Genomic DNA, 17,293 nt, shown 5'->3' with positions numbered 1-17,293 from the left:
AAAAAACACTACTTAGGAGGAATAGAATTATGGGTATGATAGGATGTTATATTAGAATAAGTGAAGAAAATGTTTTGAAATTACAACAAGCAGAAGATAACTTACAAGGCCTTGTTTTTGGAGATATGGATGAAGATAATACTATCAGTATTGATAAAGCATGGCATGCTATTCACTTTACTTTAACAGGTTGTCCATTTGGAGGAGAGGATGATAATATATTTAGCAAACTAGTAATGAGTGGAAATGTATTTATGGAGATTGATGGAGAACCTCCTGCAATGCTGATTACTGCTGATGATGTAAAGAAGCTATCAGAAGCAATGGACAGTTTGGAAGAACAGAAGTTTAGAGAAAAATTTAATATTAGTGAGATGTTAGAAAATAATATTTACCCTGTTATGGATGATGAGAATGAAGAAGAGTTTTTTGATTATGTCTGGGCAAATTTAATTGAACTTAAAAAGTTTATAGAAGAAGCTGCTAATGAGAGACAAGCAGCAATATTTTATATAATGTGATGATTACTAGAAAACTATGAACAATTAATATATTTACATATCTTAGACATGAGGAAGTATGATTTTATAATGGAAGGTACATATTAGCCTTTTAATTATTTATTTAATAGTAGCACTTTAAAATACATCAATTATTTTTAGATTCTTGAGGTGTGTAGCTACATATATTTTATTTATCTTAAAAGGCTAAATGATTTATCCTAAGTTAGTATCATTAGGATGTAAGTATGTGATAAATATTTCTTAGAACAGAATATATAATATGATTCTGAAATATATGAGTCTACAATAGGCATTTAATAATCTTTCAGATTCTAATTCAATTGATAAAATAGAGGATTTTTTAATTATATTTTTGAATCTACTATATTTTTGAAATTTATCTATTGTGTCCTATAATTCTCTTGTATATCTATAATATTTTTTCATTATGTGACTCGATTTATTTTTGAAGCTAACTTATTATATTAAATAATTCTTTTAATTAGATATTATATTTTTTTATTATGTGAATTAATTTTTTAAAAAATTTATCTCTTATATCCAACAATTCTTTTGTATACTTATCTTATTTTTTCATTATGCAAATCAACTATCTTTTGAAGTTAATCTCTTATATCCAACAATTCTTTTGTATACTTATCTTATTTTTCATTATGCAAATCAACTATCTTTTGAAGCTAATCTCTTATATCCAACAATTCTTTTGTATACTTATCTTATTTTTCACTATGTAAATCAACTATCTTTTGAAGCTAATCTCTTATATCCAATAATTTTTTTAGTTATCTACAATATTTTTCCGTTATAGCAACTTACCATCACATTGAAAGCTATCCATTATAAATAATTCTTTTAGCCATCCACCATATCTTTTTATTATATAAAATGGATTCACAAATAAAATAAGTAAAAATTAAAAATATAGATATTTTAATTAAAAGTAGCAAAATTAAAATCTTTAGGAAAAATTTAGAAATTTATAAACAATATCTTAAGTTTTAGAATTTATTATGAAAATACAATAAAAAGTTTATAGAAACACAATTCTATAAAACTATTTCTGGAGGTGTATTTATATATGGAAACGAAAATATCAGTGTCTAACCTTAGTAAGAGATTTGGGACAAAAAGTGCTCTTGATAGTATAAATCTTGAAATTGACAGTGGAATGTTTGGGCTTTTAGGAAGAAATGGAGCAGGAAAAACGACTTTTATGAGAATTTTAGCTACTCTGTTATCCAAAACAGAAGGTTCAGTAGATATGTGTGGAGTTCCTATTGAGAATACTAAAGATATTAGGAATATGGTTGGGTATTTACCACAAGATTTTTCAATGTATCCCAATATGACAGTATATAAGGCAATGGATTATTTAGCAGTTTTATCGAATATACCACTAAGAAAAAGAAGAAAAATTATATGCAAGTTATTAAGTAAAGTAAACCTTACTAATCATCAAAATGTTAAGGTAAAGTCTTTATCTGGAGGTATGAATAGAAGGCTTGGTATAGCACAAGCGCTAATTCATAATCCAAGAGTTTTAATAGTAGATGAACCAACAGCAGGTCTTGACCCAGAAGAACGTATAAGATTTAGAAATCTATTATGCGAAATTGCAAATGATAGAATTATTATATTATCAACACATATTGTTGGAGACATAGAAGCTACATGTGAAAATGTGGCTATATTAGATAGTGGAAAAGTTATATACAATGGCTCTACTGAGGCATTAGCAAAACTAGCTGAAGGAAAAGTATATAGTATTGAAGTAGATAAAAAAGATATTGAAAATATAAAAAGTAGATTTGTAGTTATAGGTATGTTAACCCAAGGTGGAAAGGCTATACTTAGGGTCATATCAGATGATAAACCTTTCGAAAATGCAGTAGAATGCAATCCAACTATTGAAGATGGCTATATGCTTCTAATGGGGGGAGAGAAGATATGAATCTATTTGTAAAAGAATGTAAAAATATATTAAAAAGTATAGTATATTATGTTTTTATTATCTTTCTATGTTTCTCAACTTGGTGGTTCAGTTTCTAAAGATATAAGTAAAAATGTTCCCACTGATGGGAATCCATTAGTTGCTCCTCAAAGGGTAGAAAATATTGAGGAATATTATTCTATACACAATCAGTATCCATATGGTCAAAAAGAATCTATGAAAACAGAAGAAGTCATTCCAAATGCAACTATAAATTTAATTAGAGAATATCAAGAAAACTCATATACAACATATCCAACAGGAATAGCTAAATCTATAAAATTGGACCAAAATAAAACTAAGACTATAGAAGAATATATAGAAGAGATAACTGGCAGAAGTATTGAGGAAATAAATTCACTATGGAAAAATGGAGATAGCATCAAAACAGATTATTCAAGAATATCTATTGGAAGATTTGAAGAAATAATGCAAAAAGTAGATGGTATTTTAGGTGGAGGGTCTGCATATGCCTTTGATAAATTGCAAAGATTTGGAGTGATTCCAATTACTTATAATGAAGCAATGCAGAATTATAACTATACGATACAAAAAGATAAAGTTAGTAATGGGTATGCAAGACTTTTTTGTGATTACATGGGTATAGTTTTAAGTATATTTCCAGTATTTGTGGCAGTTTTCATGTCACTTAAAGATAAACGTTCAAGAATGAGGGAAATTATTTATTCAAAACAAGTATCGTCATACAAAATAGTTTTATCAAGATATTTTGCACTTGTTTTTATGATGTTATTACCAGTATTAATTTTAGGTATAAAAGATTTGCTTCCTTTGATTTCATTTGGCAAAAATGAAGGGATATCAGTTGATAATTTAGCATTTATAAAATATACAATATGGTGGCTACTTCCAACACTTATGATAACTACAGCTATAGGTATGAGCCTTACTATATTAACAGATACACCAATAGCAATTATTGTTCAATTAACTTGGTGGTTTTACAGTATAAATTCTACAGGTCTTAAAGGTGATTATCCAACAATGGGGTTAATGATAAGACATAATAGTGTGCTGAGTGGGAATATTGTTGCACAAAACTTTAATCAAATTATGAGTAATAGGCTTATGATGAGTCTAGGTGCATTAGTGATTGTCTTATTAACTATATTCTTATATGAGCAAAAAAGAAGGGGGAATCTTGATGTTGGGTCAAAGTTTTCAAAACTGTTTACTTTTAATAAAAGAAAACTTCAAATTAAGCACTTTAATTAATTTGATATGTTCAATTATATTGTTATGTTTGATTCCTCTAATACAAGGAGTAGCTAATTTAGATAGAATTTCAGCAGCCATCTGCCTAGAAAATTATGTTGTAATAGTAGGAATAATAATGTTGGTACCTATATTTTCACTAGAACAATCAAAAGAGATTGATGAGATAGTATCATCAAAAACATTATCTCAAGTTGTTGTACAATTAATTAGAATACTGATGTCAATTATAAGTATAGCTGTTTTAATCATAGGTTTTGTAAATATTTTAATATATTTAGATGGGGATTTTCCAGTAACTGAGTATATTGTTGGAAGTTTTGCATCAGCTATGTTTGTTGGAAGTTTGGGAATGTTTTTTTCGAATTTATTTAACAATACAATCATTGGATATATGGTGTCTATAGGATATTTAATTTTAAATATGATGACTAAAGATAAGTATGTTGGAAATTTTTTTATAATGTCTATGAGTCAAGGCAGTTTTGATGAAAAACATTGGTTGATATCTGGAAGTGTAGTGTTGATAATCATATCTCTATTGATAAAACCTATAAAAAGGAAGGTTAGGTAATAAAATGAGAGCTTTAATAAAATGAAGGTAATAGAAATAAAAAGTACATTTATGAAATACAAGTTTATTTTTATATACACAAGATATAATTTGATATTTATGTATGTAAATAGATGTATTTATCTATTAGTATAAGAATATATATATTGAATTTTATTAAAAGCTCTCAAATTTATATTTTATAGTGATTTCACAATAATAGTTTAATAAAATCTATAGTAATTTTATAACTTATATAGTGAATTCATAGTGATAGTCAAATAAAATCTATATTGATTTTATAAATTTTATGGTGATTTTACAATAATAATCTAATAAAACTTATAGTAATTTTATAAATTTTATATTGATTCACAGTGATAGTCAAATAAAACCGATAGTAATTTTATAAATTTCATAATGATTTCACAGTGATAGTCAAATAAAACCTATAACAATTTTATAAATTTCATAATGATTTAGTAAGTATTTATAAAACTACTATTTTTGTCTAGAAACTTTATTATTCATATTATCATTAGTAGGCATTGAACCAAAGCTTAATTTTTCGTACATTACTTGAGTTGGTGCTAACCATACTGTACCATTACCAGTAAACGTATTTAAGAAACCTTCACCATTTAAAGCAGAACCAATTAAAGACTTATCTGATTTAGTAACAGAGAAATTAACTCCAGATGTTCTTGCTATTGCAAAGTTGCCATCTACCTTTAATTCTTCTCCATTTTTTAATTCATACTCTACAATTTCACTTTGAGGGACAACACATTCTAGAACGATTACACCAGTACCACTTAATTCTATTTGGAAGAAACCTTCACCACCAAGTAAAGCAGATGAGAAATTCTTTTGTGTAAATGCCTTTACGTCTATTGTATCAGAACAACAATAGAATAATCCTTTATCAACAACTATTGAGTCGTTATCAAGACTCATAAATAAATAATGTCTAAAAGAAGGTTCTAAGTAAACTTCACCAGTACCTTTATATACAGGTTTCATCATTGATTCATTAGTAAGTGCTCCTGATATTCCTTTTTTGAAAAGACCTCCAACTCCACCAATCTTAGTTTCAGAAGATATATTTCCTTTATAATAATATAATGCACCAGCTTCTGTTTTTATTGATGAATTATTTAGTTTTATCTTAATTTGTCTAGCTCTTAAGCCAGCTTCTCTAGCAAAATATAATCCCATTGCCATCATTGGGCTAGAAGCGCCTTCAAGTTTTTCAAATTCCAATATCTCAAATTCACTTTTACCATCTGATGCATTTTCTAAAATTCTTACTTTTTTGCTTAAATCCATACAAATTTCTCCCTACTATGTTAAGATTTATCTCTAAAATATTACAAGATATAATTATATATTACATTTTTTTTGGAAAAATGGCTACTTTATCATAAAATTTTTATATCTTTTAAGAAATTTTAAGATGGTTATAGTTGAAGTGGTATTGTTTAAGTAAGTGTGATTATTTAAATGGATATTTTGAGTATTATTTATTATTTGTGGGTATTATATTTTATGGGTATGTTAAAAGATAAAGATAGAGTAGTTTTTGTTTTGAAGTTAATAAATTGAGTTTAGAATTAAATTTAGCTTGGTATTGAATGTATTTGATATGGCTTGTTATTTATTTCGATTCATTATTTATTATATTACTTAAGAAACTTAATATATTAGTGTAATCTTGACTAAAATTCCTAAATATGTTATTATACAGGTTAGTCAAATGATTTAGTAGAATGAAAAATTTAGTAAATTCTTAATATTGATTGAAGAAATTTCTAGCAAAGAAGGTGAGATTTATATGGCTGGTAAGAAAGTATTAGCAACAAACAAAAGAGCACGACATGAATATTTTATAGAAGAAACTTATGAATGTGGAATTGAATTAAAAGGAACAGAAGTAAAATCAATAAGACAAGGTAAAGTTAACTTAAGTGATGGATACGCATCTGTAGATAATAGTGAAGTATTTTTGAAACAAGTTCATATAAGTCCATATGAGCAAGGAAATATATTCAATGTGGATCCTTTAAGAGTTAGAAAATTATTGCTTCATAAGCATGAGATAAGAAAACTTATTGGAGCAACTACTATAAAGGGGTATTCACTTATACCACTTAGTTTATATCTAAAAAATGGTAAAGTTAAAGTAGAAATTGCTTTAGCAAAAGGTAAGAAGTTATATGATAAGCGTCAAGATATGGCTAAGAAAGATGCACAAAGACGTATAGAAAGAGAAATGACAGGCAAGTATTAAATTAGATAAAAGTGTATTTTTTAGAATAAAATTCTTTATTATCTAGAACATAACATTGATTTTTATTCTTAAAAGTATTATATTATATATACATTAAAAATTTAATAAAAATGGTGATAAAGTTTGTGAAAAGTCTACTGGACTATAAACTACTCAAGGGGGCGTAAAGGTTTCGACGTGGGTTTGGAACTTGAGGCTGCATGTCGTGTTACTCTGGGTCACGTAAAAACTGGGGAACTTTAAAATAAACGCAGACGATAATTTCGCGATAGCAGCCTAGTTGCTGCTCGTCCCTCTTAGTCCTCCTGCCGGCTAAGACTGGACGTCATTATGCAGGGAACTACTTTAAGGGTGTCTCGACTTAAAGTAGATTAATTGGGACTGGCTAAGCATAGAGCCTGCCACTTGGCGTTATGTGAGGCGAGATATTAGTGAAGTTGGCTAAGCATGTAGATGCAACGAGGAAAAGACTTACGGACAGGGGTTCGACTCCCCTCGTCTCCACCAATTTTGAAAAAAGAATGATGAAATGACTGGGATTACTTAGCTTTAGGCTAAGTAATCCTTTTTGTTTTGTTGGAAAACACACAATCAGCACACAACCATGGATTTAGATTAAAAATGGTAAAATTTAATATACCTTATTTCTATCAAAAAATATCATTTATTTTATCAACAGCATCTTGCTTGGTATTGTGCATAACGTGTGTATATATATCCATAGTTATACTTATATCATAATGACCCATTAACGTCTGAACAGTCTTAGGAGGGACACCAGCCTCGAATAATCGTGTTGCATATGTATGTCTAAGAGCATGAAATTTAATTTTAGGTATATTTAATTTTTTTAGCAAAGAATCTAAAATTTTACCAGGTCTATTATTGTTTAAAGCAAGACCTGTATCATTACAAATTACATAATTATTATTTACATAAGCATCACCTAACAATAATCTTTGTTCTGTTTGTTGTATTTTATGTCTTTTTAATTTAACTAAAATATTTCTTGGAATAGGAACTGTTCTTATAGAATTTTTAGTCTTTGGATACTGTTCAATAACCTTTTTTTCTCTAGTTCCATCTTTATTTATTTCAGTAACTCGTTGCAAAGTTCTATTAACAGTTAAAGACTCATCATCAAAACTAATATCACTCCATTTCAAACCAAGTAATTCCCCTAATCTTAAACCAGTACTCAAAGCAAGAAGAAAAAGTATTTCAAACTTATCTCCATCAATGCTATCAATAAATTTCTTCTGGTCAGCAAGACTTAATATTTGTACTTCTTTTATCTTGTTATCAGAGGGGAGTGTTACCATTTTACAATAATTTTTTTGTATATAACCTTGTTTTTCTGCTTCTGTTAAACAAGGTTTTAATCTTGTATTTAGAGTTACAATTGTTGATGCAGGTTTATTATATATATCCATAAGTTTATTGTAATATCTTTGTATATGTGTAGCTCTTAAGTCTATTAATTTTATTTTTCCAAGTTCAGTATCTTTTATGTAATTTCTATAAATGCCCTCATATCTTTCAAAAGACTTAGGTTTTAAATCTTTTGCTCTATAATCAAATAACCAAGTATAAAACCAATCCTCAAAGGTTATTTTATCAGCGGAGACTATAGAGCCTAAGAGCATCTTTGTCCTATAAATATCTAATTTTTCTTTTACCTCTTTTTGTGTTTTTCCAGTAAATTGTTTTCTTATAAGTTTGCCCTTTTCATCACGACCAATACTTATAGAAGCACGCCATCCTATTTGAATACCATTTCTTATATTTTTAACAATAGACCCCTCGCCATTAGCTCTTTTAGTTGCCATTTTGTCACCTCTTATACAGTATTAATTATATTTATTATACTACATAATTATCTTTTTTTATTATACGCATTTTCTTTGTCGATAAAATAATTTGATAATTTATAAGCACTAATATCTAATGCTTTTGATAATGATATAATTTGTCGTATAGTAGGACTATTTATAAAAATATCTTGTTCTAAGCGTGAAATATAACTTTGACTAATATTAGCGATTTTACTTAATTGTTTTTGAGTTAAGTTTTTGTCTTTTCTAGCTTGTTTTAGCATTAGATGTCACCCAATATTATTATATGTCGAAGTAGGTCAGAATATTCGTCGTACGAATATTTTTGGTATGGTAAAATATGGTAATATATAAGTATAAATAACTCATGTGCATAAGATTATTTAAAAGTAGCAATTTTAATTTTTTTATCAAAATAGGGGTGATTTTATGTGCAAAGAGAAGGAGAAAAAAGCCATTTCTATAAGTGAGCTGAAAAAAATGAATAAGAAAGATTATGATTATTTTATAGAATTTGTAATTAAAATCGCAGAAGAAAGAAGAGATGAAATAGAGTTACATTATTAAATTTAATAAATATTCCATAAAATACATTGGCATATTGTCAATGTATTTTATTTTGTCGAACGATTCAGAAATATATATTGACATATCTTTCTTATTTAAAACAAAATTATTGTATAATAAAAATAACAAACCATAAATCCAAGCATTTTTTAGGGGGAGGCGATTATGTGGATTTTTCAGATAAAATAAAACAATTTAGTAAAAGAATAGAGGTGATAAAAGGAAATTTAAGTACAGAAGAAGCAACAAAAACAGCATTAATAATGCCATTCTTTCAAATCTTAGAATATGATGTTTTCAATCCATTAGAATTTATGCCAGAATATACAGCAGATGTTGGAGTTAAAAGAGGGGAAAAAGTCGATTATGCAATACTAGAAGATGGCAAGCCAATTATTTTAATAGAAGCCAAGAATATAAAAGATAAGCTTACAAAACATGATGCACAATTGTTCAGATATTTTACAGCTACTGAGGCGAGATTTGCAATACTTACAAATGGAATAATTTATAAGTTCTTTACAGATTTAGAAGAAAAAAATATAATGGATGAAAAGCCATTTATGACTATAAATTTACTGGATATAGATGAAAATAAAATATCTCACTTAAAAAAATTTGCAAAAACAAATTTTGATATAGATGTAGTTTTTAATATAGCTTCTGAATCAAAATATACTAATCTAATAAAAGAACAATTAAATGAACAGCTTGAGAACCCATCTGATGAATTTGTACGATTTATAATAAATGACTTTTATAATGGTGTAAAAACACAGAATGTTGTAGAAAAATTTAGACCTATTGTAAAAAGGTCTATTCTACAATTTGCGACTGATTTTATGAATGAGAAATTGAAAACATTACTAGAAAGTAATAACGAAGAAAATGAAAATGAAAAAAAGAAAATGACTGAACAAAAATCAAAAGAGGATTCAGAAAAAAAAGCTAAAGAAAAAGTTGAAAAAGAAAAAATAAAGAAAGATGAAGAATGTCATAAAAAAGACATAAAAACAGATGTTACAAAAGAAGAGCATTTGCAAGAAATAAGTAGGGAAGAAAAAGAAGCTTTTAATATAGTACAAGATATTTTGGTAGATTTTTCATGTAAAGAAGATATAACATATAGGAAGGATAAAGATTGGCTAAAGGTACTATATAAAGATAACGATAAGTCATGGATATGTAATATAAAGCTCACTCCTTCTGATAAGCTAATATCTTTACCAAATCAAAATGATGAGCCTACAGAGTATCGTATGGATGAGATTATAGATATAAGAGAACTGAAAGATGAGTTAAATTATGTATTATCGGAATATATAAACTAAAAAATAAATAAAAAAATACATTGATTATTTTATCAATGTATTTTTTTATTTATTTTTCTTTATTAAAGTATCAAGCATATGAAAAATTGCTTTTCTACTTTCTTCATCAAGTTCAAATATCATGTCAGTTATTTCTTTTACATCCTCATCTATTTCTATTTCTTTTGAGGATGTTCTACCAAATAGATAATCTACAGACACATTAAAAAAGTCGGCTATTTTTTCTAATGTTTTGAAATCTGGTTCACGTTTATCTAATTCATACATTGCTAAAGTGCTATTACCAATATTTAACTTTTTAGCTAAATCACGTTGGTTCAGACCTGCATCTTTTCTTAACTGAGCAAGTTTTTTACCTATCATAAAATCACCTCGTTTATAAGACATTGTATCACAAAAAGTGAGCAAAAATATATAAAAATAAATTTGCTTACAAAACGTGAAAAATAACTTGACTAGCTCACTTAAGAGAAGTATAATAAATTTAAGCTTACAAAACGCGAGTATAAATGAAAGGGGGTCACGAAATGAAAGCTGAAAGATTATCTGATTTAAGAATTAGAAATAATTTAACTCAAAGAGATTTAGCAAAACAATTAAATATTGGTAATAGTACAATTGCAATGTATGAAACAGGTGAAAGAACTCCTTCTCTAAAGAGAGCAATTAAAATAGCGAAATTTTTTAATACTACAGTAGAAAAAATAATTTTTGCAAATGACAAATAAGATATAAGCAAAAAAGTAGTTTACAATATAAGCTTATAACAAATAGAGGTGAAATTGAATGTCTGAAAAATACCAAAACATCTATCAATTAAGTAGAGAAAACACTAATCTAACACAAGAAAAAGCATCTGAGCTACTAAATATATCAGTAGAGAGTTTAAGAGCATATGAAAATGATAAAAGAATACCACCAAATGCAATAGTAGCCAAAATGGTTTATACATATAATAACAGTCTTTTAGGCTATGAGCATGTTAGAAAGACCACAGAAGCGGGAGTAATGTTTTTACCAAAACTGGAACTGAGAAGTCTTTCAAGCATAACTTTGAAGTTACATAAGGAAATCAAAGATTACTTAAAAAAAGAAGATGATTTCATAGACATAGTTGAAGATGATGTAATTGAAGAACATGAAGAAATAGTATGGAATACTACTATGAAAGAATTAGATGCTATATTTGAAGCTATATTAGCATTGAAATTTGCAAAAAAATAGGGGGTATTTTTATGGAAGTTAATGAAAATATGCAAACAAAGGTTGTAAATTTTAAAACTAAAAAATCTAAAAAGGTGATGACTGTAAAAGAGTTTTCCGAAGAATATGGTATAGGTATAAATAATTCATATGAAATGACTCATATAAAAGGATTCCCTGCATTTACAGTGGGCAGAAAAATATTTATTTTAAGAGATAAAGTTGATGAATGGTTTTTAGACAATATTGGTGGCGAATTCTAAAATAATGTGTGGAAAATGTTAATAAGTAGGTGGTAAACAATGAGATATATGTTTTCTCCATTGGATATGTCGCCAGAAGAATTACTAGTATATCATCAATTATATTTAAGAAGTGACCTTGAGACCATGATTGTTAAATATACTGATAGGCAAATTGAAGAGTCACTAAAAGACTTCAAAGTAGGAAGAAAAAAGATAAAAACAATATTGAAAAAGTTTGTTGATGAAGGATTATTCGTTGAAATTTCAATGGGAGTGAAGGGGAAAAATCCAAAACCAGCTACTGGAAAACTTGTATCAATAAAGGCTATTTTAGGAACCTTAAACGAACCTAAAAAGAACCTAAAAGGAACCTTGGAAACTGTTGAAAATAGCAATGTTTACAATGTTGAGGAACCTAAGACGAACCTTGAAGGAACCTTGGACGCTCCACTTATTAAGGAACAAGGAATAAGGAATAAAAAACTATATGTCGAGACCTCTAACGAGTATCGACTAGCAGAGTTTTTATTTAAGCATATAAGAAAAAATAATCCTAATGCAAAAGAGCCTAACTTGCAAAACTGGTCAAAAGAATTTGATTATGTTCTCAGATTAGATAAAAGAAATTTAGAAGAAGTTCAAGAACTAATTAGGTTCTGCCAAAACGATAGTTTCTGGTGTACAAATATTTTAAGTGCTTCTAAGTTCAGAAAGCAGTATGACCAGTTGTACCTAAAATATAAAAGTGAAAAAAAGAAAAAGTTAAAAGATTTAAAACAACAAGGGAAAAGTTATTTAAACTTAAAAAATTTTGAATCTTTCTAGGAGGGAATGAGAGTGCTAGAATTAAATAATTTGCAGGCAGAACAAAGTATCCTTGGTTCTATTATGCTAGATAATACAGTCGTTTATGTCTGTAAAGAGTGTAATCTACTAGAAGATGATTTTTTATATAATAGCAATAAAATAATATATAAAACTATGATTAAGTTAAGCAATGAGGATAAGGCAATTGACATTATTACACTTACAGATGAACTAAATATTGTAAACCAACTTAAAGATGTTGGAGGATTAAGTTATATAACAAGTTTAACGACTATAGTTCCAACTGTTTCAAATGCCAAGTACTATATAGAAATTGTAAAGGAATTGTCTAAAAAAAGAGCAATAAGTGAAAAGCTAAATGAAGCTATAAATCAAGTTACCACGAGTTCTACAATTGAAATTGTATCTTTCCTTGATGAAGTAAAAGAAATAGCCTTAGATGCTAAAAAGATTGATGATTTGTATATTGATGCTTCATTAGTCAAGAGAAATAAAAGTAGTAAAATGTGTATCAAAACAGGTTTTAGAGTTCTGGATGAAAAAATGAATGGACTTACTTATGGAAGCATGACAATAATTACTGGTGACCCAAGTAGTGGTAAATCAACTATAATTAATCAAATAGTTGCAAATGCAATTTCAGATGGATATAAAACATTTATTTATTCTGGTGAATTACCATCATATCAGTTAAAAGAATGGTTTGTAAGAACTGTTTGTAATGATTATCACCTAGAAACAATGATAAATTCATTGGGAGAAAAATACAAGGATGCAACTGAATATTCATGGGAACTTATTTCCGAGTGGATAAAAGGAAAGTTTTATATATATGGTGAAGATTCAAAAGCTAATGAAAAAAATCTAATACAGACGATAGAACATTTATATACAAGAAAAGGTGTTAGATTGTTTATTCTTGATAATTTAATGACTATAGATAGTAATGGTAAGGATAAGTACGAAAAACAAGAAAATTTAGCAAAGGAATTAAAAAGAGTAGCTAAAAAATATGGGCTTGTAATTATACTTGTAGCTCATCCAAATAAGAGTAGTCATATGAATAATGAACCTTCAATGTTTGATGTATCTGGAGCAAGTGAGGTTGTAAATTTAGCTGATTATGTATTAAAGACAATCAGAACAGTTGAAGATGGGAAAGATGAAAGTTCTATATTGATATTGAAAAATAGGATAACTGGAAAACAGAGAATAACCATAAGAACTTATTTTAATTCAGAACGTAAAAGATTCTATACCAATGATAATACTGAACTTAAAAAAGATTTTGGATATGACCATAATAAAAAATTTGTTCAAGCAGTTATAGAGGATGATATTTTTGGAGGTAAGAAAAATGAATAGTGTAAGTTTAGTTGGCAGAATCGCAAGACAACCAGATTTAAGATATATTCCAGTAACAGGCACACCAGTAGCAACTTTTCAAATTGCTATAAATAGAGATTTTGTTAGAAAAGATGGAACTAGAGAGGCTGATTTTATTAACATAGAGGTTATTGGCAAGTCAGCAGAGATTTGTGCCAATTATTTAGAGAAAGGAAGGCTTATATCATTACAAGGGTCAATAAGAGTCAATAATTATGAAAAAGATGGTGAAAGAAGAACATATACAAAAGTTGTTACAAAAGGAATTCAATTTTTAGATTACAAAAAGCATGTAGAAGAACCAAAGCAACCAAACTATACAGCTATAGAAAATGACCCAGATATACCTTTTTAAAGGGGTGGATTTAAATGAGTAAGTGTAAGTATAAAGATAAAACTTTAAAGCCTGGTAAGTATATTTTTTGTGGATGGTGTGGTAGAAGGTTTTATAAATTAGAGTTGCAAAAAAGTGTTTATTGTTGTAAGAAGTGTGTAGCTTATGCAAGGGGGAGAAGAAATGGATGATAAGATAATTAATAAAATTAAGAAATTGCTAGCTCTATCAACCAATAATACAAGTTATGAAGAGGCTCAATCCGCTATATTAAAAGCACAAAGATTGATGGCTAAGTATGATATAGATGTAATGGATATTAATGAAGGAGAGGACGAAGAAGAAATAAAAGTATCATATGAATATGTAAAAGTATCAAGGGCATGGAAATATGAATTAGCATCAATAATAGCAAGCAATTTTAGATGTAAAACTTTTACTAGGGGAAGAAACATATCATTTTATGGTAGAAGCATGGATTCAGAGGTAGCCAAAGAAGTATTCTCTTTTTTATTTAAACTAGGACATAGTCATGCGAATAAAATGGTTTATAAAAAATTAAAAGAAGATGGATATTGTGTTGGTATCTATAATAGCTATGTTATAGGATATATGGATGGTATTAGGTCTAAGTTAGAGGAACAAAGCACAAAACTAGCATTAGTTATTCCAAAAGAAGTGGAAAAAGAGTATAAGAATTATGTATTAAGTAAAAGGATGGGTGTTAAAAAATGTAAGTCTTTAGAAGAAAGTGGAATTGATAGTTATTCATATAAAGCCGGATTATATGATGGTAAACATGCTATGCAAGGTAGAGAAATTTGTAGCAAATAATTATTAAAAAGGAGATTAAATGTGATGAATAATGTAAAAGATGATACATTTAAAAGAGCAGAGGGTAAATTATATGGTTATAACAGGATAAAAGCAGAAATAAATCATTTAAATTTAGATATAAAAAAGAAAGAAAATTCCTATTTGGGATGTAGAGCTATAGGCTATACCGAAAAAACTTCTCAAACTCGTAACTCATCAAATTTAGTTGAAAGTGAAGTATTAAATAAGGAAAAAGAAATAGAAGCAATAAAAAGAGAGGTAGAAGAAAAAGAGATTCTAATAAAAAAAATTGACAATGCAATGTCTTTATTAAGTGAAGATGAAGTTGAATTGATTAAGTGCAGATATTTTAGTAATAAAAATAATTCATGGAGATATGTAGCTAATAAAATAGGTTTTTCTACTGCAAGATGTAAACAAATGCGTATAGAGATTATAAATAAGTTAAAAGATTTATTGAGTTAATTACATTGGCTAGTGACAAAATTACCATTATACCTATTAAGTTGGGTTTTATGTAGTGATTATACTAAAGGTGTAAAAAAAGTGTTTGGGTTATGACTAAAAATTATACTAAAACTATACTAAAATTATACGATTATTATACTAAATGTATACTCTTTTTATACTTAACTTGATATATAATAAAAACATGGTTAAGTATATTAAGCTACAGAGCTGAGATTGGTAACTTTGCTCTGATGAAAGACTAGGTTATGAAACCTGGTCTTTTTTTATGTATAGAAAGGAGTATGATATGGAATGGGTAGATATAGGTAGGGTAATTAATAAAGAGTATAAACTATCCAAAGAGGAAAAAGAGTTGAAAAAAGAAATGGAGAAGATTCCTAATTTTGACCATGACTATTCTATAAAATTTGAAAAGCTGAAAGGAGCAAAAGAATGTAGATAATGAATTTTGTTGAACCTATTAGAGACTTATCTGTATTGGAAAATATGTGTGATTATTTAAAAAAAACAAATGAGAGAGACCATATACTATTTCTTATGGGAATTTACACTGGTTTAAGAATATCAGATATATTAAAACTTAGAATTAAAGATGTAAGAGGAAAAGAATATATAACACTAAAAGAAAAAAAGACAAGTAAGAAAAAAATTATAAAGATAAATCCAATATTGAAAAAAGAATTAAAAAGTTATACTCAAGATAAAGATTTGAAAGAATTTCTAATTAAAAGTAGAAGTGGTTATAACAAAGCTATTGAGAGAAATAGAGCTTATGATATAATAAAGAATTTAGGTGAATTATTTGGAATAGAAAGACTTGGAACACATACTATGCGTAAGACATTTGGATATCATTATTATAAACAAACTAAGGATGTTGTAACATTACAGAGGATATTTAATCATAGTAGCCCAAGCGTGACTCTGAACTATATCGGAATAAATCAAGACCATTTAAATAAAGCCTATTCAAGTTTTAGATACTATTAAATATACTTATACTATTTTTAAAAAAAACTTATGAAGGATACATAATAAATTGATGTATTGTTCATATTTTTGTGTATCAATCTGTCATACTTAGATATATTGATATGACAACTGTACAAGGTATTTTATATGTAAATAAATGAAGGATACAGAATATGTAATATGTATTGTTAGAGCAAGATTTCAATAGTATTAAATTCAAGTATAAATATAATGATATGTCGAAATTTAGGAGGGTTGATTTATGAAAATAATAAGAGGCAGAGGGATGTGTTATGAAACAGTATGCTAAAAAGTTTTATTTAAGTAAGACTTGGAAAGAATGTAGAGATAGTTATTTTCAAGCAAAGCATGGACTATGTGAAAGGTGTGGAGGTCTAGGAGATATTGTTCATCATAAAAAATATATTAATCCAGATAATATTGATGATATTGATATAACATTAAGTTGGGGTAACCTAGAGTTGTTGTGTCAGAATTGTCATAATAAAGAACACTTTGCCAAATATGAAGTTTTACAAGATGGATTGATGTTTAATGAGAATGGAGATTTGATTGAATTATAGGTCTTACTCCCCCCTAAAAAGTAGTTATTTAGCCATTTAGAAATACCGATGACCAACCTCCAAACAACATATAGGTCATTTTAACATACCCCCCACCCTTAGATAAG

General features: G+C 27.7%; 23 protein-coding genes and 1 other RNA gene. 20 read left to right on the top strand and 4 right to left on the bottom strand.

Going from position 1 to position 17,293, the window contains the following annotated elements:
- Positions 1–29 precede the first annotated feature (29 nt).
- From ACTG47_RS17030 to ACTG47_RS17015, 4 genes are all read left to right on the top strand, one after another.
- Positions 30–521, top strand: coding sequence for a YfbM family protein (locus ACTG47_RS17030; protein ID WP_479925437.1), 492 nt, complete (start codon positions 30–32; stop codon positions 519–521).
- A 1,081-nt stretch (positions 522–1,602) separates the two neighbouring features.
- Entirely contained in the window at positions 1,603–2,475 is an 873-nt protein-coding gene (locus ACTG47_RS17025; RefSeq protein WP_169470048.1) for an ABC transporter ATP-binding protein, read from the top strand.
- Between the two features lie 48 nt (positions 2,476–2,523).
- Positions 2,524–3,750 (top strand): ABC transporter permease, encoded by a 1,227-nt coding sequence (locus ACTG47_RS17020; RefSeq protein WP_479925436.1) that lies wholly within the window; start codon positions 2,524–2,526, stop codon positions 3,748–3,750.
- Positions 3,680–4,324 (top strand): ABC transporter permease, encoded by a 645-nt coding sequence (locus ACTG47_RS17015; RefSeq protein WP_479925435.1) that lies wholly within the window; start codon positions 3,680–3,682, stop codon positions 4,322–4,324. Before ACTG47_RS17020 ends, ACTG47_RS17015 begins: the two co-directional genes overlap by 71 nt.
- A 480-nt stretch (positions 4,325–4,804) precedes the next feature.
- Here the strand turns inward: ACTG47_RS17015 and ACTG47_RS17010 are convergent, their stop codons facing one another.
- Positions 4,805–5,632 (bottom strand): AIM24 family protein, encoded by an 828-nt coding sequence (locus ACTG47_RS17010; protein WP_169470051.1) that lies wholly within the window; start codon positions 5,630–5,632, stop codon positions 4,805–4,807.
- A 505-nt stretch (positions 5,633–6,137) separates the two neighbouring features.
- Between ACTG47_RS17010 and smpB the strand changes: the two genes are divergently transcribed.
- A complete protein-coding gene (gene smpB, locus ACTG47_RS17005) occupies positions 6,138–6,593 on the top strand; it encodes an SsrA-binding protein SmpB (RefSeq protein ID WP_169470052.1) in 456 nt (151 codons plus the stop codon).
- 157 nt (positions 6,594–6,750) lie between these two features.
- Positions 6,751–7,100: a transfer-messenger RNA gene (gene ssrA, locus ACTG47_RS17000) on the top strand.
- Positions 7,101–7,243: 143 nt separating this feature from the next.
- Here ssrA and ACTG47_RS16995 read toward each other — a convergent pair.
- Together ACTG47_RS16995 and ACTG47_RS16990 are read right to left on the bottom strand one after the other, a co-directional pair.
- On the bottom strand, positions 7,244–8,422 hold the full coding sequence (locus ACTG47_RS16995; protein ID WP_479925434.1) for a tyrosine-type recombinase/integrase: 1,179 nt from the start codon (positions 8,420–8,422) through the stop codon (positions 7,244–7,246).
- A gap of 47 nt (positions 8,423–8,469) precedes the next feature.
- Positions 8,470–8,691: a helix-turn-helix domain-containing protein gene (locus ACTG47_RS16990; RefSeq protein ID WP_107612641.1), complete on the bottom strand. Its 222-nt coding sequence runs from the start codon at positions 8,689–8,691 to the stop codon at positions 8,470–8,472.
- A gap of 166 nt (positions 8,692–8,857) precedes the next feature.
- On the opposite strand from ACTG47_RS16990, the gene ACTG47_RS16985 reads away from it, so the two are divergent.
- Together ACTG47_RS16985 and ACTG47_RS16980 are read left to right on the top strand one after the other, a co-directional pair.
- Entirely contained in the window at positions 8,858–8,995 is a 138-nt protein-coding gene (locus ACTG47_RS16985) for a hypothetical protein (protein ID WP_479925433.1), read from the top strand.
- Between the two features lie 167 nt (positions 8,996–9,162).
- Entirely contained in the window at positions 9,163–10,326 is a 1,164-nt protein-coding gene (locus tag ACTG47_RS16980; protein ID WP_479925432.1) for a type I restriction endonuclease, read from the top strand.
- 45 nt (positions 10,327–10,371) lie between these two features.
- Here ACTG47_RS16980 and ACTG47_RS16975 read toward each other — a convergent pair whose 3' ends face one another.
- Positions 10,372–10,689, bottom strand: a complete 318-nt coding sequence (locus ACTG47_RS16975; protein ID WP_107612637.1) for a helix-turn-helix domain-containing protein — start codon at positions 10,687–10,689, stop codon at positions 10,372–10,374.
- Between the two features lie 164 nt (positions 10,690–10,853).
- Here ACTG47_RS16975 and ACTG47_RS16970 point away from each other — a divergent pair, with 164 nt between their 5' ends.
- From ACTG47_RS16970 to ACTG47_RS16915, 12 genes are all read left to right on the top strand, one after another.
- Entirely contained in the window at positions 10,854–11,054 is a 201-nt protein-coding gene (locus ACTG47_RS16970; protein ID WP_479925431.1) for a helix-turn-helix transcriptional regulator, read from the top strand.
- A gap of 58 nt (positions 11,055–11,112) precedes the next feature.
- A complete protein-coding gene (locus tag ACTG47_RS16965) occupies positions 11,113–11,550 on the top strand; it encodes a helix-turn-helix domain-containing protein (RefSeq protein WP_107612633.1) in 438 nt (145 codons plus the stop codon).
- An 11-nt stretch (positions 11,551–11,561) separates the two neighbouring features.
- Entirely contained in the window at positions 11,562–11,792 is a 231-nt protein-coding gene (locus ACTG47_RS16960; RefSeq protein WP_021425779.1) for a helix-turn-helix domain-containing protein, read from the top strand.
- Positions 11,793–11,858: 66 nt separating this feature from the next.
- Positions 11,859–12,599: a hypothetical protein gene (locus ACTG47_RS16955; protein WP_479925430.1), complete on the top strand. Its 741-nt coding sequence runs from the start codon at positions 11,859–11,861 to the stop codon at positions 12,597–12,599.
- Positions 12,600–12,611: 12 nt separating this feature from the next.
- Positions 12,612–13,967: a DnaB-like helicase N-terminal domain-containing protein gene (locus tag ACTG47_RS16950; protein WP_479925429.1), complete on the top strand. Its 1,356-nt coding sequence runs from the start codon at positions 12,612–12,614 to the stop codon at positions 13,965–13,967.
- Positions 13,960–14,343 (top strand): single-stranded DNA-binding protein, encoded by a 384-nt coding sequence (locus tag ACTG47_RS16945; protein WP_479925428.1) that lies wholly within the window; start codon positions 13,960–13,962, stop codon positions 14,341–14,343. Before ACTG47_RS16950 ends, ACTG47_RS16945 begins: the two co-directional genes overlap by 8 nt.
- 14 nt (positions 14,344–14,357) lie before the next feature.
- Positions 14,358–14,513, top strand: coding sequence for a hypothetical protein (locus tag ACTG47_RS16940; RefSeq protein ID WP_479925427.1), 156 nt, complete (start codon positions 14,358–14,360; stop codon positions 14,511–14,513).
- Entirely contained in the window at positions 14,506–15,156 is a 651-nt protein-coding gene (locus ACTG47_RS16935) for a DUF2786 domain-containing protein (RefSeq protein WP_479925426.1), read from the top strand. The genes ACTG47_RS16940 and ACTG47_RS16935 overlap by 8 nt, the downstream gene beginning before the upstream one ends.
- Before the next feature lie 24 nt (positions 15,157–15,180).
- A complete protein-coding gene (locus tag ACTG47_RS16930; protein WP_479925425.1) occupies positions 15,181–15,624 on the top strand; it encodes a transcriptional regulator in 444 nt (147 codons plus the stop codon).
- Positions 15,625–15,916: 292 nt separating this feature from the next.
- The gene (locus ACTG47_RS16925) at positions 15,917–16,072 is read left to right on the top strand and encodes a hypothetical protein (RefSeq protein WP_479925424.1); all 156 of its coding nucleotides are present in this window, start codon (positions 15,917–15,919) and stop codon (positions 16,070–16,072) included.
- The gene (locus ACTG47_RS16920; protein ID WP_479925423.1) at positions 16,072–16,620 is read left to right on the top strand and encodes a tyrosine-type recombinase/integrase; all 549 of its coding nucleotides are present in this window, start codon (positions 16,072–16,074) and stop codon (positions 16,618–16,620) included. Before ACTG47_RS16925 ends, ACTG47_RS16920 begins: the two co-directional genes overlap by 1 nt.
- 275 nt (positions 16,621–16,895) lie before the next feature.
- Positions 16,896–17,186, top strand: coding sequence for an HNH endonuclease (locus ACTG47_RS16915; RefSeq protein WP_479925422.1), 291 nt, complete (start codon positions 16,896–16,898; stop codon positions 17,184–17,186).
- Positions 17,187–17,293 lie beyond the last annotated feature (107 nt).

Source organism: Clostridioides sp. LIBA-6622 (genome assembly GCF_056716095.1).
Note: the sequence above shows the minus strand (reverse complement) of the source record. Positions and strands in the feature narration are given on the sequence as shown.